This window comes from Hymenobacter frigidus, from assembly GCF_014640435.1.
Taxonomy (GTDB): domain Bacteria; phylum Bacteroidota; class Bacteroidia; order Cytophagales; family Hymenobacteraceae; genus Hymenobacter; species Hymenobacter frigidus.
The window spans coordinates 51,902-72,053 of record NZ_BMGY01000003.1; the positions used below are offsets into that span (position 1 = coordinate 51,902).

General features: G+C 59.8%; 21 protein-coding genes. 4 read left to right on the forward strand and 17 right to left on the reverse strand.

Going from position 1 to position 20,152, the window contains the following annotated elements:
* The first annotated feature begins 6 nt into the window (after positions 1-6).
* The gene (locus tag IEW17_RS02245) at positions 7-2,070 is read left to right on the forward strand and encodes a M1 family metallopeptidase (protein WP_188560394.1); all 2,064 of its coding nucleotides are present in this window, start codon (positions 7-9) and stop codon (positions 2,068-2,070) included.
* Positions 2,071-2,168: 98 nt separating this feature from the next.
* On the opposite strand, the gene IEW17_RS02250 is transcribed toward IEW17_RS02245, so the two are convergent.
* From IEW17_RS02250 to IEW17_RS02260, 3 genes are all read right to left on the reverse strand, one after another.
* Complete coding sequence (locus IEW17_RS02250; RefSeq protein ID WP_188560395.1) at positions 2,169-2,804, reverse strand: hypothetical protein; 636 nt, start codon at positions 2,802-2,804, stop codon at positions 2,169-2,171.
* A gap of 181 nt (positions 2,805-2,985) precedes the next feature.
* On the reverse strand, positions 2,986-3,426 hold the full coding sequence (locus tag IEW17_RS02255) for a DUF2147 domain-containing protein (RefSeq protein ID WP_188560396.1): 441 nt from the start codon (positions 3,424-3,426) through the stop codon (positions 2,986-2,988).
* Between the two features lie 624 nt (positions 3,427-4,050).
* On the reverse strand, positions 4,051-4,929 hold the full coding sequence (locus IEW17_RS02260) for a C40 family peptidase (protein ID WP_188560397.1): 879 nt from the start codon (positions 4,927-4,929) through the stop codon (positions 4,051-4,053).
* Positions 4,930-5,103: 174 nt separating this feature from the next.
* Between IEW17_RS02260 and IEW17_RS02265 the strand changes: the two genes are divergently transcribed.
* Positions 5,104-6,876, forward strand: a complete 1,773-nt coding sequence (locus IEW17_RS02265; protein WP_229748759.1) for a M61 family metallopeptidase — start codon at positions 5,104-5,106, stop codon at positions 6,874-6,876.
* Positions 6,877-7,017: 141 nt separating this feature from the next.
* Here IEW17_RS02265 and IEW17_RS02270 read toward each other — a convergent pair whose 3' ends face one another.
* The 9 genes from IEW17_RS02270 to IEW17_RS02305 all read right to left on the reverse strand — a co-directional run bounded on the left by IEW17_RS02270 (position 7,018) and on the right by IEW17_RS02305 (position 15,803).
* Complete coding sequence (locus IEW17_RS02270) at positions 7,018-8,976, reverse strand: KUP/HAK/KT family potassium transporter (protein ID WP_188560398.1); 1,959 nt, start codon at positions 8,974-8,976, stop codon at positions 7,018-7,020.
* A 119-nt stretch (positions 8,977-9,095) separates the two neighbouring features.
* Entirely contained in the window at positions 9,096-9,779 is a 684-nt protein-coding gene (locus IEW17_RS02275) for a hypothetical protein (RefSeq protein ID WP_188560399.1), read from the reverse strand.
* A gap of 102 nt (positions 9,780-9,881) precedes the next feature.
* Positions 9,882-10,517: a BamJ family beta-barrel-assembly machinery protein gene (bamJ, locus tag IEW17_RS02280; protein WP_188560400.1), complete on the reverse strand. Its 636-nt coding sequence runs from the start codon at positions 10,515-10,517 to the stop codon at positions 9,882-9,884.
* A 232-nt stretch (positions 10,518-10,749) separates the two neighbouring features.
* Positions 10,750-10,884, reverse strand: a complete 135-nt coding sequence (locus IEW17_RS21210) for a hypothetical protein (protein ID WP_262891819.1) — start codon at positions 10,882-10,884, stop codon at positions 10,750-10,752.
* A gap of 93 nt (positions 10,885-10,977) precedes the next feature.
* Entirely contained in the window at positions 10,978-11,553 is a 576-nt protein-coding gene (locus IEW17_RS02285; protein ID WP_188560401.1) for a pseudouridine synthase, read from the reverse strand.
* Between the two features lie 222 nt (positions 11,554-11,775).
* Positions 11,776-12,645: an aldo/keto reductase gene (locus tag IEW17_RS02290; RefSeq protein ID WP_188560402.1), complete on the reverse strand. Its 870-nt coding sequence runs from the start codon at positions 12,643-12,645 to the stop codon at positions 11,776-11,778.
* 270 nt (positions 12,646-12,915) lie between these two features.
* Positions 12,916-14,199 (reverse strand): M20/M25/M40 family metallo-hydrolase, encoded by a 1,284-nt coding sequence (locus IEW17_RS02295; protein WP_188560403.1) that lies wholly within the window; start codon positions 14,197-14,199, stop codon positions 12,916-12,918.
* A gap of 74 nt (positions 14,200-14,273) precedes the next feature.
* Entirely contained in the window at positions 14,274-15,146 is an 873-nt protein-coding gene (locus IEW17_RS02300) for an EamA family transporter (protein WP_188560404.1), read from the reverse strand.
* Between the two features lie 30 nt (positions 15,147-15,176).
* The gene (locus tag IEW17_RS02305) at positions 15,177-15,803 is read right to left on the reverse strand and encodes a CatA-like O-acetyltransferase (protein WP_188560405.1); all 627 of its coding nucleotides are present in this window, start codon (positions 15,801-15,803) and stop codon (positions 15,177-15,179) included.
* 167 nt (positions 15,804-15,970) lie between these two features.
* Here IEW17_RS02305 and IEW17_RS21315 point away from each other — a divergent pair, with 167 nt between their 5' ends.
* Both IEW17_RS21315 and IEW17_RS20775 read left to right on the forward strand, forming a co-directional pair.
* The gene (locus IEW17_RS21315) at positions 15,971-16,942 is read left to right on the forward strand and encodes an SEC-C metal-binding domain-containing protein (protein ID WP_308420585.1); all 972 of its coding nucleotides are present in this window, start codon (positions 15,971-15,973) and stop codon (positions 16,940-16,942) included.
* A 225-nt stretch (positions 16,943-17,167) separates the two neighbouring features.
* On the forward strand, positions 17,168-18,142 hold the full coding sequence (locus tag IEW17_RS20775; protein WP_229748760.1) for a YecA family protein: 975 nt from the start codon (positions 17,168-17,170) through the stop codon (positions 18,140-18,142).
* 28 nt (positions 18,143-18,170) lie between these two features.
* Here the strand turns inward: IEW17_RS20775 and IEW17_RS02320 are convergent, their stop codons facing one another.
* From IEW17_RS02320 to IEW17_RS21320, 5 genes are all read right to left on the reverse strand, one after another.
* Positions 18,171-18,356, reverse strand: coding sequence for a hypothetical protein (locus IEW17_RS02320; protein ID WP_188560406.1), 186 nt, complete (start codon positions 18,354-18,356; stop codon positions 18,171-18,173).
* 116 nt (positions 18,357-18,472) lie between these two features.
* Positions 18,473-18,679: a hypothetical protein gene (locus tag IEW17_RS20780; RefSeq protein ID WP_229748761.1), complete on the reverse strand. Its 207-nt coding sequence runs from the start codon at positions 18,677-18,679 to the stop codon at positions 18,473-18,475.
* 9 nt (positions 18,680-18,688) lie between these two features.
* The gene (locus IEW17_RS21400; RefSeq protein WP_373286148.1) at positions 18,689-18,979 is read right to left on the reverse strand and encodes a Fic family protein; all 291 of its coding nucleotides are present in this window, start codon (positions 18,977-18,979) and stop codon (positions 18,689-18,691) included.
* Complete coding sequence (locus IEW17_RS20785) at positions 18,895-19,377, reverse strand: Fic family protein (protein ID WP_229748762.1); 483 nt, start codon at positions 19,375-19,377, stop codon at positions 18,895-18,897. Before IEW17_RS20785 ends, IEW17_RS21400 begins: the two co-directional genes overlap by 85 nt.
* Before the next feature lie 378 nt (positions 19,378-19,755).
* Positions 19,756-20,148, reverse strand: coding sequence for a hypothetical protein (locus tag IEW17_RS21320; RefSeq protein WP_308420586.1), 393 nt, complete (start codon positions 20,146-20,148; stop codon positions 19,756-19,758).
* Positions 20,149-20,152 lie beyond the last annotated feature (4 nt).

Genomic DNA, 20,152 nt, shown 5'->3' on the forward strand with positions numbered 1-20,152 from the left:
TTTCATATGCAAGTACTTCGTTACGCGAGTTTATTCGGTTGCCTGACCGGACTGTTCAGCCAGGCCAATGCCCAACAAGTGGCGGCCCCGGCCCTCACGCAGCTGCGGCTCGATGCTGGTGACCGCTGTGCTGCGGCCCGCGTGCAAACCGTCCAGCGCACGGTCACTTCCTCGGTAAGCCACGTGGTCAAGATGAACCGCTACGACGTGAAATACTATAAGCTGGACGTGGCGATGGAAAACACCTCGCTAAACGTGAGCGGTTCGGTGTGGATGCGAGTCCGCGTGGGCAATCAGCCGCTGGATTCACTCGCGTTTGAGCTCTACAAATCGCCCAATGGCTCGGCTGCCAGCGTGCCTTCGCTACTCATCGACTCGGTGGTGGTGAACGGCCGCCGCTCGCTGGGCATCCGCCGCGCCGGGCCTGATGCCACGGCTGCGCTGCCCGTAGCCGCCCCGGCCAACTCCCTTGTCGACGCCCGCATTTACTACCACGGCACGGCTCCCAGCGGCAACTCGGCGGCTATTGGCAACGGCTTGAGTAATAGAAGCCAAGTGCGGTTGGGCTCGGGCCAGTCCTTTCCCTTCAACGTGACTTGGAGCTTGTCGGAGCCTTTTTCGGCCCACGAATGGTTTCCCTGTAAACAAGTGCTCACCGACAAAGCCGACTCCACCGACGTGTGGGTGACTACGTCCATGCCCAACAAAGTAGGCTCCAACGGGGTGCTGGAGCGCACGGTGTCCTTGCCCAACAATAAAGTGCGCTACGAGTGGAAATCCCGCCACCCGATTGACTATTACCTGATTTCTGTCGCGGTTGCGCCGTATTTGGAATACGTGAACTATGCCAATCCGGTGGGTGGGCCGCGCGTGCCCATCGTCAACTACGTTTACAATCAAGCGACGTTGAACTATTACCAAACCGAGCTTGACCGGACGCCGGGCTTTATCGAGAGCTTCTCGACGCAGTTTGGTTTGTACCCTTTTGCCAACGAGAAGTACGGTCACAGCATGGCCCCGCTGGGCGGCGGCATGGAGCACCAAACCATGACTACTCAGGACGGCTTCGACTTTACGCTCACGGCCCACGAGCTGTGCCACCAGTGGTGGGGCAACAATGTGACCTGCGCTTCCTGGTCCGATATCTGGCTGAACGAGGGCTTCGCGTCCTACGGCGAGTACCTGTCCCTGCAGGCCTTCAGCACCCCAGCCAATGCCCGCAACTGGATGAATAACGCCCACCTCTACGCCCAGCGCAGCGGCGGCAGCCTGTACGTGGCCGATACCACCAATGTAAACCGGATATTCGATTACTACCTGACGTATAAGAAAGGAGCCGGCGTGGTGCATATGCTGCGTTATTTGCTCAACGATGACGTGAAGTTTTTCCGGGCCCTGCGTACCTACCAAACCCAATTCGGGGGCTCCACGGCGCGCACTGTCGATTTGCAGCGCGTGTTTGAGGCCGAAGCGGGTCGCCCGCTGGGCTATTTCTTTCAGCAATGGTTCACGGGCCGTGGCTACCCCACGTTCACCGGGCGCTGGAACCAGGGCGGCAGCAGCTTCGTGCTGCGCGTAACCGAAACAGCTTCGGTCCCTGCGGTCACCCCGTTTTTCGATACTGAAGTAGACTACCGCCTCACGTTCTCGAACGGCACCACCCAAACCGTGCGCTTGCGCCAGAGCCAGCCTACCCAAACCTTCTCTCTCACGATAAACGGCACGGTGACCAGTGTGGCCGTTGACCCCAATCAGTGGGTGATGGACCTGCCCACGACCGCGCCCACCCGCGATAATACCCTGCTGGCCACCCGTGCCACGGCCGGCAACCCCACAATCGTGCTGTTTCCCAATCCTTGCCGTGACCAGTTGCAGCTTTCCGCGCTGCCCATCATTGGGCAAGCCACGGCCCTGGTGCTGGATGCTACCGGCCGCACGGTGCTGCGCCAGGTCGTAGCCGCTGCCCAGCCTCAAATTGATACCCACACCCTGGCCCCTGGCTTGTACTACCTGCGGTTGCTAGGCAGCGCAGGCGAGCAAGTAGGGCGCGGCCAGTTCGTGCGCGAATAAGCGGCCGGCTGTCCATCAGCCGCATGCTTTATCAGCAAAAAAGGGCCGCTCCTGGATAGGAGCGGCCCTTTTTAATAGGATAACGATAAAAATAAGTGCTAAAACCGGTCGTGGTACTCGCGCACCAGGGACTCGATGGCGTCGTTGGTGGGCGGGGCATCAAGCAGGTTTTTCAATAAATCATCAAACGATTGAGCGGGGGTGAAGCCGGGCTGCAACACTGCGTTGCGTGCCAATCGAATGAAAAGAGGTTGGCCGTTCATGGCCACCAAATCCAGTGTCACCAAGCCGTAGCGCTGGTTGCAGTCGCCGGTTTGGGGGCAGTCGGTAGGGTTTGGTTTAAACATCTGCTTGAGCGTATTCTCGACATGATGCTCGTGATGCGTGGTGCTTTGGTCGGCGCAAGCGCGGTGGTAGCCCAGGGTAAGCAGCTCTTCGCCCAAGTGCTCGTAGAGATGCCGAAAATTACCCGGTCCGATACTTGGGTCAAAAATGAGCAGAATGCCCTGCCGGCCGTTCTCCTGCAGCAACTGCACCTGAAAGCCCCGGGCCCCGCCCGCACCGCCCTTGAGCAGGTGGTAGGCCTTGAAATAAGGACCCAGCCAATTAAGGAATACGCGCTCCTGCACCCAGCGGCTGTGCCGCTGCCCTTGGGCGGGTGTCAGCTGCACGGCACGCCAATGGGTCGGGGCATCAGCTTTGGCGCGAAATAGATTATGGATAAAATCTAACAAAGTCTAGAGGTTTTAGTCAAATTGAAACACGGGTTTAGCCAAATAGTTTTTGCGAGCTGGCCGCCGAAAGGTGTTGAATTTTCGAATCCGCAATTTCCCGTCACTTTGCCAGGCTATAAATAAAGGCCGGCTTCCGTCAGGAAACCGGCCTTTGCACTTGGTAGTCACGCGGGTGAGAATACTACTTTACCCGGGTCCAGGACTGCGACTTGCCAATGAGTGAGAAGCCAATGTAGCCCTTCACTTCCATGGAGTTAGCGCTTTCCATCTGCATGTAGCAGGAATAGGTTTTGCCGGCCTCGGGGTCGTAGATTTTGCCATCGTCCCACTTGTTATCAGAGTCGTACTTGAAGCCCTGCATGAACACCATGCCCAGGCGCGGACGGCTACGCAGCTTTGCATCAGGATTTTTCGAATCGGTTTTGGGCTTGCCGGTGGCTGGGTCGTTGGGCACGGTCAGGCTCACAATTTTTCCGCACAGCTTGTCGCCGCACTTATAAATCTCAAACGTGGCTTTCTTCTCCGAGTTCGTCCAAGTCCCGAGGGGGGTCATGGTTTGGGCGGAAGCCATACCGGCGACGCTCAGCACGATGGCAACGAGCAAAAGCAATGTCTTTTTCATTTCAACGGTTTATAAAAGAAGTGGGTTTGACGGGAGAAGATAAGGGAAATATTTTGGAGGAACTGTCCGGCCATCTCATTGGCTCCAGCGCAAGTTTGCGGCCAGGTTTCTTTGTCTTGCCCGGTGAGGCGCTGCGTACCTGGTAATGTAAAATTATTGCCGCTGAAAATCAGCTATTAAAGCATAGGCAAGCACGTTTTGTCATAAATTAAGCGTCCGCGTATTGAACCTTCGCGGGCTCTATTAGCTTTACCGCTCAGTAGTGAGTGCTACTACCCCATTCAAGCAGCCCTAAGGTGCTGGGCCGCGAAAATGGGGCCATGTCGAACGTAAAGAAAGGAGGTACATAATGTCTAGTAGTCCCAAACAAATCCTGCCAAGCCTGTCGAATGTCGTACGCCTCACCGCAGTACGCGCCTAACAACAGCTTCGTGGGGTAGCTCCTAAGGCTACCCACATTCGGCCAGGTCTTACACGTAGGACGCCGGAACTGTACCCCAGTTTCGCCGCTTGGTAAGATTTGAAGGATTAGATGCCCGGTTTGCCCAGTCGCCCTTTAGTGGGACGGCAGAGGCGGACCGGGCATCGCTGCGTTTAGGCAGGTGCGCAAAACCTGGCGTCAATCTAGCGGCTTTTGCTGGGCTTGATAGTTCTTACTGATTTGCTGGCCGGCTTGCGTCGGGTTGCTATCGTCGCTTTTTTCTTGGTACTGGCCGTTCGGGCAGCGGGAGTTTTCTTGTGGGCTACCGGCTCGGCTTTTTTTCTGCTTGCCACAGGAGTCGCTGGCTGCTTACGAGTGGCTAGCATCGCTGGCGGGGCCACGGTAGCCGTGGCCGTGTTCACCGGCACTTGGTGCACCGGCAGCGCAGCCACCGCTGCTGCTGAACGGGGCGGGGCTACCACCGGTGTTGGCCGCGCCGAAACCCGGCCCGCTACGCCTGGCCCCAGCACGCGCCGCACTTGCATAAAGCGGCGCTCGTAGTCGGACCCTTCCACTTGGTTAACTTTTACGAAAGGCTCGCGGCGCGAAGAGGAGGCGTGCACAAACCGCAACGGCACTTCGCCGCGCGCCGAAACCACAATGCCAGCGTGGCCCGGCGTGGTGCTGGTGGTTGCGGTGCCCGTAAACACCACAATATCGCCCGGCCGGGCTTCGGCGCGTGCCACGGGCTGGCCCACATCAATGAGCAACGCCGTAGAATGTGGCACCGGGACGTGAAAGTGGGCAAAGGTGTACATGATAAACCCCGAGCAGTCGAAGCCCGTGACGGGCGAAATTCCGGCGTAGACGTATGGGGTGCCGCGCTGGGCCAGCCCGAAGGCGGCAACACTATCGGCGCGGCTCGCATAGGCAACGGCCGCACCGGTGCGCAGCCCCGTGAGGGTGGCCGGCAGTGCCGCCGACTGCCGGGCTGCCGGGGCTGCAGCCTTCCGGCCCAGGCGTGGCACTACCACCACCAGCGCGGCCACTAATCCAATAAAAATCAACCAAACAAAGCGCATAATAGGAAAAGTTTATGGTAGGGCTTTAGAAAATAAGCACGGCCTTAGGCCCTAACGGGGGGGCGGTCCGCTAGGTTGGAGGCAACTCCGGCTGCTTTCTTTGTGCCCTTGCTCCATCCCAACCCATCTTCGATGTTTAAAAATTCAGGTTTACTACTTTGCCACGCCACGGCTGTGGCCTTTTTGGCTGGGGCATTGCCCGCCAGCGCCCGCCTGGCCGCAGCGGTGCCCACGCTGCGCTACACGTTGGCCATGCCCGCGCCGCAGTCCCACTACTTCGAAGTGAAGATGGACCTGGGCGGTTTTCCGGCCGAGTACACCGACGTGAAAATGCCGGTTTGGGCCCCTGGCTCATACTTAGTGCGGGAGTTTGCCAAAAATGTGGAAGGAATGCAGGCCCGCACCGCCGGTGGCCAGGCCCTGGCCGTTGAAAAAATCAACAAGAATACCTGGCGGGTGCGCCACCCCAAGCAGGCCAATTTTCAGGTGAGCTACCGCGTGTATGCCTTTGAGCTGAGCGTACGCACCTCGTTCATCGATGCCGACCACGGCTACCTGAATGGCAGCAGCGTGTTTATGTACCCCGCCGATAACAAGATGCTGGGCAGCACTGTGGCCGTGCAGCCCGCCGCTGGCTGGAGCCAGGTGAGCACCGCCCTGCGGCCGGCCACTGGCAAGTTCACCTATAAAGCCGCCAGCTACGATGAGCTGGCCGACTCGCCGATGGAAATCGGCAACCAGAAAGTGCTGGAATTCATCGCCAACGGCACACCCCACCAAGTGGCCATGTACGGCACCTACACCGTGGACGAGCCCAAGCTGCTGGCCGACCTGAAGAAAGTATGCGAGGAAGCGCACCGCGTGGTGGGCCAGAATCCGCTCGACCGTTACCTATTCATCGTGCACAACCTGGAACGCGGTGGCGGCGGCCTTGAGCACCTCAACTCGACTACGCTGGAAGTGAGCCGCGCCAGCTACAGCACGCCGGCTGGCTACAACTCCTTCCTAAATCTGGCGGCGCACGAATATTTCCACCTCTGGAACGTGAAGCGCATCAGGCCCGTAGCGCTGGGGCCGTTCAACTACGACCAGGAAAACTACACCCATATGCTGTGGGTGAGTGAAGGCATGACCTCGTACTATGCCGCTATCATCAATCAGCGGGCGGGCTTCTCCTCGCGCGAGGAGTACCTGAATAAGCTGGCTGCTTTGATTACGGAGGTGGAAAATACGCCCGGCAACCGCGTGCAGTCGGCCGCCGAATCCAGCTTTGATGCCTGGATTAAGTCGTACCGGCAGAACGAGAATTCCCGGAATTCTGAAATCAACTACTACTCGAAAGGGGAGCTGATTGGGGCCGTGCTCGACCTGAACATTGCCGAAGCCACCCAGGGCGCGAAGCACCTCGACGACGTATTCCGGCTGCTCTACGACACCTATTACAAGAAAGCCGGCCGGGGATTCACCGACCAGGAATTTCAGAACGCCGTGGCTACCGTGGCTGGCCGGCGCTACGATGCCTTCTTCCAGAACAGTGTATACGGTACTAAAACAATTGATTTCGCCTCGGCGCTGGCCTACGCTGGACTCACGCTCAGCAATAACCCGGTGGCGAATGACGGTACGTTGGGGGCCAATTTCTCGAATCGTACCGGTAAGCTGGTGGTCACGAACGTAATCCGCGATGGCGCGGCCTGGACCGACGGCCTCAATGTGAACGACGAAATCCTGCTGGTGAACGGCGTGGCCCCGGGTACCGAAACCGTGAATGCCCTGCTGAGCGCGCCCGTGGGCACGGTGGTAAGTGTGCAGGTACGCCGCGATGGCTTGCCCCGCGACCTGAAACTGACCATGCGCGCCAACCCCAATCGCAAGTTTCAGATTCAACCCATGGCCAGCCCAACTCCGGCTCAGCAGAATGTATTAGCCAAGTGGCTGGGTAAATAAAGGTTAGTGGTAAACGATTAGTGGTTACTGGTCAACCAGGCTATTGAGTAAACAAAAGGCCCCGTGCGAGTAGCACGGGGCCTTTTGTTGTAATATTGGAAGCGTCTAAAAAAACCGCTAAATCCACGCTAATCCGGGGTCTTACTTGATGCGCTTTAGGGCTACTTCCGCCACTGGGGCAATAACCATCGGAACCTTCTCCACTTTAACTGAGGAAGTGTCGAGGCCAAAGTACTGGTCCTCAGAAGCGATGAACTGGCGGATGTAGAAATAGGCCTGCATCACCATCTTCTCCATCGTCGGGAAGTCGTTCTCGACGCTGAGGAACTTCTCGAGTACTACGAAGCGGAAATCACCCGTTACGTGCTGCTTGCTCAGCGACTCGTAGCGCGACGTAATGTCCACTTCCTTGTTGCGCACCAAGTCCTCAATCACCTTGCGGAAGTACAGGTTGATGCGTTGCTGCACCCGGAAACCCAGCCGGAAATTGATGCGGAACACGTCGTCCTTAGCTACTTCGGTCACCTTGTACTCCATCGTGTACGGCTCATCGGTGGTGTCAACGTGGATAAACCAATAGATATCCGCCCGCTTGGGTCGCTTCTGGAAGATGGAATAAATGATTTTCTGCTCGATTTCGGAGCTGCGTTCCGCCGAAGTCAGGAACACCAGGTGGGTAGAATACTTTGGAATGGATTCGTCGTCGCTGAGTTGCTTGAGAGCATCCACGTAGGGTTCCAGGCGCACGAATTCGGTGAGGCGGCGCTTAATGTAAAAGGCCTTCAGCCATACGTACATCACGGTCATGAGCGCCCCGCCGATGACCAGCGACACCCAGCCGCCGTGCGGAAACTTCGCCATGTTGGCAATCAGAAACGAGCCTTCGATGATGCCGTAGAGCACGGCGAAGCCGATAACCAACGGCAGGGCCACCTTCTTCGAGCGCAGCCACACGGTGAGCAAAATGGTGGTCATCAGCATGGTCAGCGTGATGGCCAGGCCGTAGGCCGCTTCCATATTGGCTGACTCGCGGAAATAGAGCACTACCCCAATGCAGCCCAGCAGCAGCAGCCGGTTCATGCTGGGCACAAAGAGCTGTCCCTTTACGTCGGTGGGGTAGTTGAGCTTCACCTTAGGCCACATGTTGAGGCGAATGGCCTCGGCCACCAGCGTGAACGACCCGGTGATGAGCGCCTGCGAAGCAATGATGGCTGCAATGGTGGCAATGCCGATGCCGATGAGCAGGAACCATTGCGGCATCAGGGCAAAGAATGGGTTCTTGCCATTCAGCATTTGCCCCTGGTGGGCCAGCAGCCACGCGCCTTGGCCCAGGTAGTTGAGCAATAGCGCGCTCTTTACGAATGCCCAACTGATGCGGATGTTGCCCTTGCCGCAGTGGCCCAGGTCTGAATACAGCGCCTCGGCCCCGGTGGTGCACAGGAAAACGGAGCCCAGCAGCCAGAAACCGCCCGGGTATTTCACCAGCAAAGTGTAGGCGTAGTAGGGGTTAAAGGCTTTAAGAATAACCGGATTCTGTACAATCCAGCTGATGCCCAGCACCGCCAGCATGCTGAACCACAGCAGCATGATAGGGCCAAAGGCTTTGCCTACAATCTGGGTGCCAAAGCTTTGCAGCAAGAACAAGCCCGCAATGATGCCGATAACGATGTATACAATGGTGTCCTGCGTGAGGCTGGGATACACTGTTTTCAAGCCTTCGATGGCCGAAGACACCGAAATAGGCGGCGTGATTACGCCATCGGCCAGCAGCGCGGCCCCACCGATAATGGCAACGGCCGAAAGCCAGGTTCCCCGCCGCCGCACCAGCGCGTAGAGCGAGAAAATACCGCCTTCCCCGTTGTTATCGGCATTGAGCGTCAGCAGCACGTACTTAACCGTCGTTTGCAGCGTGAGCGTCCAAATCACGCAGGAGATGCCGCCCAGTACCAACTCCGGGTCAATCATATTGGGCACCCGGGCCTCTTTGAGAATCGACGACATTACGTACAGCGGCGAGGTGCCAATGTCGCCGTAGATGATGCCAAGGGCAATGAGCAGCCCCGCCCCGGATATGGCGGTGTGCGAATGTTTAGAATCCATACGGTGGGGTAAAAACGAAAATCGGCTCAGTATAAAAGTGCTGCAATTGGATTACGGGGCGCGAAGGTAGCAGCCAGGTCATTGGAAAGCGCATACGGAAACGGCCCGCGAAAGTAATCCTAGCTGAAATTCAACGGATTGTCCCCGGAATGTTCATTGCCGGCCTGGGCATCGGCTGCGGCCTGCGCGGCGGCCGATGCCTGGCGCATAGCAGCGTCGGCGGCGGCCAGGTGCCAGGCATCTTCCCGGGCGGCGTGGTCGTGCACGCGGTAGATGCGGCGGTTAAGCTCGGCCGTAAGCCGCTGTAAGGGCGGCGTTTCGCCCGGCAAAGCGAAGTTGACCATTTCGCGGCCCAACCGCAGCAGTCGCAGGCGGTTGGTGCCGCGCCGGCCGTAGGCCAGCAGCAAAGCCGTGATGGCCATGCCGGTCATGGCCGGGCCCGTGCGCAGCCAGTTTTGCAGGAAGGCAATCATCACCCCCGCCAAACCCATACCCCCGAGTAGGTACCACAGTATCCACTGCACCGGCGTAAGCTCGGCGCGCTCGAGCTCCCGGAGCAGGAATTCCTGCCCCCGGACGGTGACTGTGGTATCGGTCAGCATGAGGCGGCCGTCATTGGAGCGCACTTCCGGGAGTGGGGTCAGCGCCGGTACGGGCTCCGGCAGGGAAATATCTTGGAAGCCGGCCGTAGATTCTGGCAATAGCGCGGGGCCGGGGGGCGTAGTCAGCAAAGCGGCCCCGGAAAATTGTTCCGGGGCCACGTTGGGTTGTTCGGCAGGCGGCTGGTCAATAGGGTCTGGCATGAGGGCAGCGGCGGCCGGTTGGGTGGTTGACGCGCGGGCCCAGGTGGGCACTGCGGTGCGGGTGGTGGCGGAAGCCCGGGGAGGCCCCGCCACGCTGGCCGCTCAGTTGTTCACTTTGATTAGCTCCACGTCGAAGATGAGCGCCGTATCGCCGGGAATGTCCCGGCCGGCACCGCGCTTGCCGTAGGCCAGGTCCGACGGAATGTAGAGGCGGTACTTCGAGCCTTCGCCCATGAGCTGCAACGCTTCTGTCCAGCCGGCAATCACGCCATTCACGGGGAAGGTGGCGGGCTGGCCGCGCTGGTAGCTGCTGTCGAACACGGTACCGTTAATCAGGGTGCCGTGGTAGTGCGTGGTCACCGACGAGCCCAGGCTGGGCTTTTTGCCCGCGCCTGCGGTCAGCACTTCGTACTGCAGGCCGCTGGGCAGGGTGGTAACGCCGGACTTCTTGGCGTTTTCGGCGAGGAAGGCTTCGCCTTCGGCTTTGTTGTTGTTGTTCATGGTGTCAGAATCTTGGTCTTGTTGGTCGTTATCGGTGCCGCCCATTTGCTCTTGCAATTGCTGCATGGCGGCCTGCATTTCTTCCTGGGTGAGGCGGCTGGGAAGGCCCTGGAGGCCTTCTTTCAGCGCGCCGGCCAGGGTGTCAACGTCCAGCTCGAGGCCTTGCTGGGCAAAGTTGCGGGCCAGGTCGCGGCCAATGATGTAGCTCACTTGAGCTTGATGGGAATCGAGGTTCATAAAACCAGGAGAAGGAGTAAAGCCGTGGTGGCGAAAGCTGGGCTCTGCCACCGGCAGCCGGTGAAAAAAGTACGCAACGGGTTACGCCGTTGGCGGGGCAATGTTCCAAAAGCCGCGCCGAACCGCCGCACCCGGCCGCAATGGCCGAAGTAATAACGAAAAAGCCCGGCTAAAGGCCGGGCTTTTTCCTAAATAACTAGCTTCAGGATGCTGAATAACGATAAAATAGCGGTTAGCAGTACTGGTGGTGGTCGTCGTCACCAGTGAAGAAGAAGGTCAGGTCCAGGCCAGCCAGTTTGGCAGCCAAGTAGCTCACGCCGCCCAAAAGCAGCAATGAGGAAAGCGAGAAAGCAGTGGTCTTTTTCATAATGAAACGTGAAATAGCCTGGTGGTTAATTCTGATGCAAATATACGACACTTTGCCAAATATGTTATGCATGCAGCATAAATTAACACACGCTTAACCTTCCAGACTCGCTACTTCAACCACTGCGCCGGGGGCCAAATCGCTCAGTAAATGGCTGCCCACGCGCACGCGCACTAGCCGCAGCGTAGGAAACCCCACGGCCGCCGTCATCTTGCGTACCTGCCGGAACTTGCCTTCCGTGACCGTGATGGAAACCCAGGAAGTGGGGCCGTGCCGGTCATCGCGGATTTTGCGGGTGCGCGGGGCAAAGCCGGGCGCGGGGTCCAGCCGACGGGCCTGGCAGGGGCTGGTAATGTACTTCTCGTTGTGCACCCCGATTTCGACACCGGCCTGCATTTGGGCCAAGGCGGCTTCGGTCATCAGCCCGTCTACCTGGGCGTAGTATTCTTTCTCCACGTGCTTGCTGCGGATGGCCTCGCTCACCTTGCCGTCGGTGGTGAGCAGGAGCAGGCCTTCGCTGTCCTCATCGAGCCGGCCGATGGACATGGTGCCCGCCGGAAAATCATGGAACTTGCCCAGCATCGTTTTCTTGGCTTCGCCCGAAAACTGGCTGGTGAACTGGCTGAGGCAGCCGTAAGGCTTGTGAATAAGGAAATGGCGGTGGGACATCGGTTGGAATTACTGGCGCGAGTTCGACGCAGCGAAGTGGAGCGTAATGCAGGCCAAAAATACGGTGGCGGCCGGGCTTCGCCGGGCCACTCACTGACAACCCGGATTACTTTGATGCCGGCTTCGCGCCAGCTGGTGAGCAGTCAGCCGGTCGTTTTGCATAATGAAAAAACGACCCGCGCTAAGCAGCGTGTAGGCTAAGGAGAGGGTTTGGCTGGGGGGCTACCCCAAGAACGCCATGTCCTCGGCGCTCAACTTAATATCGGCTGCTTTCAGATTCTCCCGCAAGTGCGCCAGCGACGACGTGCCCGGAATCGGCAGTATCCAGGGCGACTTGTGCAGCAGCCAGGCAATGTTGAGTTGGGCTTCGGTGGCGTTGTGCTTCTTGGTGATTTCGGTTAGCTTGATTCCCGCTTTGGGCAGGCCGTGTATCAGCGAGAAGAAGGGAATGAGCGGAATACCATGCTGCTCGCACAGGTCCAGTACTTCCTCACCGCCGGGGTTCGTGCCGTAGGCCAGCTCTACCGTGGTGCGTTGCGCGTAGCTATACATATTTTCCACCGTGGCAATGGTGCCCAGTTGCAGCCCTTCTTCCAATTCGGCTCGGGTCACGTTGCTCAGGCCCACGTGCAGAATTTTGCCTTCCCGCTGCATGGCAAACATGGCTCCGAGCTGTTCAGCCAGCGGCACCGGGCCGTGGCCTATCAGCCGCAGGTGCACCAGCTGTATCTGTTCCTGCTGCAGCGTGCGCAGGTTGTTTTCGATGCCGGCGCGCAGGTTTTCGGGCTTGTTGTAGGGTGCCCAGCTTCTATCGGGCCGGCGGGTGGCGCCCACTTTCGTGCAGATAACCAAGTCCTGCGGGTAGGGATGCAGGGCTTCCGCAATCAGGCGGTTGGTGACGTCTTCGCCATAATAGTCAGCAGTGTCGAGGAAGTTTACGCCGCTGGAAATGGCAGTTTTCAGGATTTCCAGGGCTTGGGGCCGGTCAGCGGGCTCCCCCCAGATTTCGGGGCCGGTCAGGCGCATGGTACCGTAGCCGATGCGCGAGACAGTGAGGGGGTGAGCGGAGTGTTCGGCAATGGTGATTTGCATACAGCGGCAAACGATTGAAAGCCCGATTTACTTTGAACAAGTGCGGTACTTCAAGCTCGGGCCAGAACTATGGTGCGTATCCGTCTTTTTAGTCTCTGGTTTATACACTGGTCTTGTCCTGAATAACCAGCACGTCATGCTCATCTGGCGTCCGCGCAGCCGAAGCATCTCGCGTGGGGTAGTGATTCTCTCTTTTGCGATTGGATTACTACCCCACGCGAGATGTCCCGGCTGCGCTCGACATGACGTGCTATTTATCCAGGAGCAAGGCTATTTGGTAAGGCGATAAATCATGAGGGCGGCGCGCTCAACCAGCTTCGGAAACTCTTTCAGATTAATGGTTTCGCCGGCTGCGTGGGCGCCTTTGCCCGACACTCCCAACCCATCCAGGCAATCGAGGTACTGGGCCACGTAAGAAATGTCGCCGGCACCGCGTGCGCCGGGGTCGCCGGCGGCCACCGGGCCCAGGCCTAGGTCGTGGCTGCATTGGTCGGCCAGGGCGGCCAGGCGCTGGTTGCCGGCGGTGGGGGCCATGCCCGGAATGCCGTCGGTGAAGGTGATTTCGGCCCGCGTCTGGGGCAGGCTTTGGGCCACGATGGCGCGCATGGCGGTGCGGGCCGTCTCTTTTTGGACTTCGGTGAGGAAACGCAGGTCGCCGGATACGGTGGCGGTGGGGGCGATGATGTTGGTTTTTCCCACCACCTGGCCCCGGGCCCGCGCCGCGTCGTACACCACTTCCGAGCCGCCCACGAGCAGGCCGGGGTTAAAGGTCAGAAACTGCTCCTTGCTCAGGGTTTCGCGGAAGGCGTTGAGGATGCGGGCGGCCTCGAAAATGGCGCCGTCGCCCACGTCCGGCCGGAAGATGCCCGACGAGTGGGCCGCCTTGCCGTAGGTGTTGAGCTGCCAGGTGCTGGCCCCGCGCCGCGCCGTGGCCACGGTGTGCAGGTTGGTGGCGGTTTCGAACCCCAGTCCGATTTCGGCTTGCCTGGCGCGGGCAATGAAGTCGGCGCGGGCTTCGGGGCCGGTGCCGCCCCGTTCCTCGTCGCCGGTGAAATAGGCCGTGATACTGGCGTTTTTCAGCAGGCCCTGTGCCTGGAGGGCCTGCAGCGCCGCTAGCATCACCACGTTGCCGCCTTTCATGTCGTTCACGCCCTGGCCGGTGGCGGTGGAGTCGGTAAGCCGGGTGAATTTGCCGGCGGGCATATCCAATTCAAATACAGTGTCGAGATGACCGATCAGGAAAAGCCTTTTGCCCTTGGTGCCTTTGCGTTGGGCCACCAGGTGGCCGGCCCGCTGCATGCTGGCGGGCATGGCTACCCATTCCGTTTTGAATCCCAGCGCCTCAAATTCTTTTTGGAACACGGTGCCCACTTCGCGCACGCCCTGCACATTGAGCGTGCCGCTGTTGATGTTGACGACCTGCTCCAGCAGCTTCTCGTTTTTCGGCATGTTCTGCTGCACCGAAGCCACAATTTTGCGTTCGGTCGCGGTGAGCTTTTGCGCGTGGGCAACGTGGCCGCAGAGTAAAGCTGAGAGTAGTAGGAGTTTTTTCATTGATGCAAGATTGAGTTGAGGTCGTGAAGCTACGCCCCAATAGCAACCTACTCTGTGAGGGGTTGGCGCAATGCTTATTCGCCGCCAATTGCCGGTTGTGGGCTGCTGGTAGTCAGGGTGGCGCCCGCACTGGCCACCACGATGGAGGCCACGGCCAGCCACTGATAGAGCGTGAGCCGTTCGCCCAGCAGCAGCCAGCCAGACACAGCCGCCGCCACCGGCTCCAGGCTCATCAAAATGCTGAACGTGCGCGTAGGCAGGGTTTTGAGCGCCTTCATTTCCAGCGAAAAGGGGAGGACGCTGGAAAACACCGCCAGTAAGATTCCCAGCAGCAGCAAGTGTGGCGTCAGGGTCAGGAAGCTGCCGCTGGCAATCCCAAAAGGCAGCACCGGCAACACGGCAAACAGCATCCCCACCGCCACGGCCAGCTGGCCCGGGAGCACGGCTGCCGTGCGCTGGCCCAGCACGATGTACACGGCCCAGCACGCGCCCGCCGCCAGCGCAAAGCCCAGCCCAAGCGGGTCGATGCCCGAGCCGCTCCACGGCGCAATCAGGGCAATGCCCGCGCCGGCCAGCGCCACCCACACCACATCGCCCCAGCGGCGCGAACCAGCCAGGGCAACCCCCAGCGGCCCCACAAACTCCACCGTGACGGCCAAACCCAGCGGAATGCGCGCCAGGGCACAGTAGAAAAGGAAATTCATGGCGCCCAGGGCGAGGCCGTACGGCACCACCGCCCGCCATTGCGCGGCTCGCAGCTGCCCCAGCCGGGGGCGCACCAGCACCAGCAGCACCAGCGCCGACAGCCCGATGCGCAAGCTGGTAGTACCCGCCGCCCCCAGCACCGGAAACAAGCCCTTGGCAATGGCCGCCCCGCCCTGCACGCTGACAATGGAAAGTAGCACGGCGGGCACCGCGGGCAGTGAGATGCGGGAAGAATCAGACATAAATAGAAAAGAAGGCCATTTGGGTTTTAACTACCCCAGCAGCTCCTGAAACGCGGCCAGAAACAGCCCCACGTGGTAACCATCGGCCAGCCCATGATGGACGTTGACGGATACCGGTAGGAGCGTGGTTGCGCCCTCCACGTAGGTTTGGCCCACCGAAATCTTGGGGCAGCTATCGGGGTAGCTGAAGCTGCGGGCATGGCTCAGGCCCGTGAAGCGCACCCACGGCAGGGCCGAGAAGTGGATGACGTCGGGCCGGCCGGTAGTTTCGTTCAGGCGCAGGCCCTCACTGGCCTGCACAGCCGCGATTTCGGCCGCAGCGGCTGGCACGAAGGCGGCCAGCTCCTCGTGCTGTTCGATGAAGGAAAACCCAAACGTATGGTCGGGCCGGCCAATGGTGGCCGAGGCGTGGATGCGGTCGTAGCAGTACACTTGGCCGTCTTCGATGCGGTAGCGCAAGGCCTCCACTTGGTTCACCGCCTGCAAGGCCGCGTGCAGGTAATACAGAAAAAACGGCACGCCGAGCCGCTTTGCTTCGGCCAGGGCGCGGGTGCAGTCCACGGGGGCCACCAGGCCGAAAAAAGGCTCTTCAAACGCGGAGAAGAAGGTAAAATGCTCGCGCCGGTTCCAAGTGGCCAGGTCAATAAGGTGCTTCATAGGCCGGTAAAGGTCGGTAAGATATTGCTTGGGCAGCGCTGCCCCGCAGGCCCGCCGCGGGCCTGCTAGTGCCGTCAGGGTGCCGGCCTCATTTTCTTGTTTGCCCGCTTAGGCGGATATTTGCCGGCCGCGCCGCCGCGTATTTTCCACTCTCAGCCATTTTTCTGATGACCCGTCCCACGTTTGCGAACCCGGTATTTGAGCAGCTCTATGCTCGTGATTATTTTATCGACGATGCCGTACTGCGCAAAATACTGGCGCTGGGGCCCGAAACGGCCGTGCCCGAACTGCTTAAAATAACCAGCCACACGCTGGACGATTTCGATTATGACGACCCAACCGGTCCCGACTGGTCGGCAACGTATTACTTCCTCCACGCCCTCTACCTGCTGCACGAGCTGCAAGTCCCCGAAGCGTTCGATGTGTACCGCCGCTTGCTGCGCCTCGACTCGTCCAAAACCGAGTACTGGTTCGGGGACGAGCTGTATGAAGAAGTGCCCGGCCTGCTGGCCCACGCCGGCCGTACGCGCCTGCCCGAGCTACTGGCCATGCTGGAGGACCAGGAAATGCTGCTCCAGCACCGGTTGGTGGCCTCCAGCGCCATTGCGCGGCTGGCCATGGAGCAGCCCGCGCTGCGCCCCGCCATCAGCGCATTCTTGCAGCGCTACCTGCGCTACATCATCGAACACGTTGACCAGGCGGCCCAGCTTTTCCCGGCCGATGACGATTCTCACGCTTACGACCTGGATACTTACCTGGGGCTGCTGCTGATTGATGTGCAGCAGGTCGAATTTCGCGAGCTGGAGCCCGAGATGCTGGAGCTGCACCATCTGGGCCTGGTGGACGAAACCATAGGCGGGGGAGCCGCCGACATCAGTTTCGACAGAACCGACCTGCTGCTGCCCGTCCCCGATATATTTGCCCGCTACCAGCAGCAGCGCGACAACCCCGAAAGCTACTCGCCCTTTCACCCTGACGCGGCCGCCATCGCCGCCCGCCGGGCGAAGCAAGAGGCAAAGTACGCCCAGCTCCGGCGCAACGTCCTGGCCCAGCAGTCCCGGAAGGCGCTGTCCAAAATAGGCCGCAATGACCCGTGCCCCTGCGGCAGCGGCAAGAAATACAAGAAGTGCCACGGATGAGTAGTTGTTGGCCGGGGTTGTTGGTCGGGCGCGGGTTCAGGCAAAGCCGTGAGGCGTGCCCAGCCAACAACCAACTAAAATAAACAAGCAATGATAACGGCACAACTGCTTGTTCGTGAACATAAAAGCCACTGGCCGCTTCAAGGCTGCCGCCATTAGCTATTGGCCACTCAAAGGCCACTGCCAACGGCTGGGCACTTATCCACTGTCTCAATCTCCTTCCTCTTGACAACCCACCCCGCCTTCGCCCACCCCGTATTCGAGCAACTCTACGAGCGCGACTATTTCATTGACGATGCCGTACTGCACCAAATCTTGGCCCTGGGGCCGGAAGCAGCCGTGCCCGAGCTGCTAAAAATAGCCAACCACACCCTCGATACTTTCAACTACGACACGGCGAGCATCGACGATTGGTACGCGCACTACCACTTCCTCCACGCCCTTCACCTCCTCTGCGCCCTGCACGCCCCCGAGGCCCTCGACGTGTACGGCCGCCTGCTGCGCTTCAATGCCGACTACTCCGACTTTTGGTTCGGATTCGATTTTTTCGAGGTGGTGCCCATTCTGCTGGCCGATGCCGGCCAAACGCGCCTGCCCGAACTATTGGCCCTGCTCGACGACGGCCAACTGCCGTTCATGCACCGCCTGGCGGTGTCCGAAGCGGTTTCGCGCGTGGCCCGCACCCAGCCCGAAATGCGCCCTGCCATCACCGGGTTCATGCAGCGCCACCTGCGCCACATCATCGCCCACGCCAACCAGCGGGCCGAACTCTTTCCGCCCGACACCGACAGCTACGGCTACGGCCTCGACAACTACCTGGCCGGGATGCTCCTCGATATGCAACAGTCGGGCCTGCGCGAACTCGAACCCGAAACGCGGGCGCTGCACCGCCTGGGCCTGGTGGACAAAAGCATGGCCGGCGGCGAAAGCAAAATCAACTTCGACCGCACCAGCCCGCTACAGCCCGCGTTCGACATTTTCGCGCTCTATCAGCAGGAGCGCAACGACCTCCACAGCTATTCGCCCCACCACCCCGACGCCGACGCCATCGCCAAGACGCGCGCCGAAGAAGAAGCCGGGTACGAACAGCAGCGCCGCGAACTCCTCGTCCGGCAGGCCCGGCTGGCCCCGCCCAAAGCCGGCCGCAATGACCCGTGCCCCTGCGGCAGCGGCAAGAAATACAAGAAGTGCCACGGATGAGTAGCCGGCGCGGGCGGCGGGCCGGGGCTCAGCCCTCGTCGCCATCCAAGCCAGCCGTCAGTGCGTTTTTGATGAACTGCTTTTCGTAGTGCCGGTTGCGGCGGCTTTTCTTGGCCTCGGCGCGTTTGCCCAGCCGCTTATCGACCACGATTTCGCTCAGCTGATTCAGGTCGGCAAGCTGCCGGATGTCGTTGGGGGAGTTGCGCCGGGCCATAATGCAGCGGAAAAGTTGCCAGGTACTAACCTGGGGCGGGGGCGAAGGTTATGCTTCTGGTGCCCCTCCAGCTGCTGCCGAAGCGGGCCGGACTGCTGCGCCTGCGTAGATGGCAATCAACTCACGTAATAAACTGTTGCCGGACCTCGGCCTTCCTTCGTGATGCGTTGTTGCCCCAGTAAATCGGCCAGGATTCGTTTCACCGTCGGCGATGGAATGGCCAGCTTCCCGGCTATCTGACCCGATTTGCAGCCGGAATAATTGCCAACAAAGGCCAGCACAGCTTTTTCGCGCGGCGACGACTGCGTTTCCGTTTCGCGCACCGTTAGCTTCTATAGCAACTGTTGCTGTACTTTCAGCAGCGCATCAAAAAAGAAGGTCAGCCACGACGAAATGTTTTCGCCCGGTCGCTGCGCCTGGCATTTTTGCAGTTCACGGTAATACGCTGTTTTACGGCTCTCGATTTCATGCTCCAGACTCACGTACTGAATCCAGACGTAGCCGTTCTGGAGCAGAAGCAGGGTGGCCAGCAGTCGGCTTAGGCGGCCGTTGCCATCCTGAAACGGGTGAACCGAAGGAAGGCGAAGCCAATGCTCACAAAGTCGTAGCAGAACAAGGCGCACTTCACCAGCGGATGCGTAGCCGTATCGGCGTGGTACCAGGCCACCAGCGCGCGCATGGCGTCCTCGGTGGCAAAGCCCGGCGTGGTGGTCTGAAAAATCAGCTGCTTGGTGCCGTCCGGCAGCGTAGCTTCTACGGCGTTGGAGTGCTGCTTGTAGTTGCCCCGGTGCCACTCGTCCTTACGGCTGAAACGGAGCAGCTGGTTGTGCAGCCCCTTGATGCTGTTCTCCGAAATGCCAATGTCGGCGTAGGATTCCGCAATCAAATCCAGCACCTGAAAGTAGCCCACCACCTCCTGCGAATCACGGTCTTCGAGCTTGGTGATGTCGGTATTGCGCAGCAGCACTTCCACCTCCGCGTCGCTCATGCGCGAGCCCTCAATGCGGGTAGAAGCCCCCACGCTGCGCACCGTGGCAATGGCTTTCAGCTGCTTCAGCGCCTACCCCTCGCGCCGCTCAATGGCAGCTGGCATCAAACCGGTCGAGCTTGCTCACTGCCGCCAGCAAGGCCCAATCCAGCGTCACTTCCACGGTATGCACGCGCTCTATCATGCCGCGAAGTTAAGCGCACCGCCCGCCCCGTGATACGATTTGATACGATTCAAGACGATGCTGATACGATAGGCCCCCGCGCTCCCCACCGCCGCTGCCGAAGCTTAGCGTGTCTTGGAGCCGCGCCCGGTGGGCCCGCGTGGGCGGTGCCCCGTTACGCACGACACCCTGCCCTCCCGAAGTTGGGAAAGCAGGGTGTAGGTGGTTTGTACGCCAGCTGAATCAAATTACTCCGCTGTCAATTCGTGTTGAATCCGTTGCACCATTTCCGCGCTAACCCCATTAATCTTGGCTACGAGGTCAACCGAAAGGCCATTTTGCAAGCCCAGCCGCACGGCCTCGGTTCTGATAGCTAAAGCAGCCGCCTTCTCCGCATTCACGGCTTCCGCATTGATGGCCGTGTAGCGGGCAAACTGGAACCGCTCCTCGGGCGTCATTTTGCGGGTGTTGAGCTCGTCAATGGCACGTTGCAGCCATTCCTCGTTCCAGAACTTGGGGTACTGCGTGGGCTCGGTTACTTCGTGCAGCTTTTTCATGGTGTAGAGCAGATTATCAAGGTCGGTAACGATGGCGGCCACCGGTTTCTCAAATTTAGCCAGTTCCACCAGAATGAACGTCATCTGC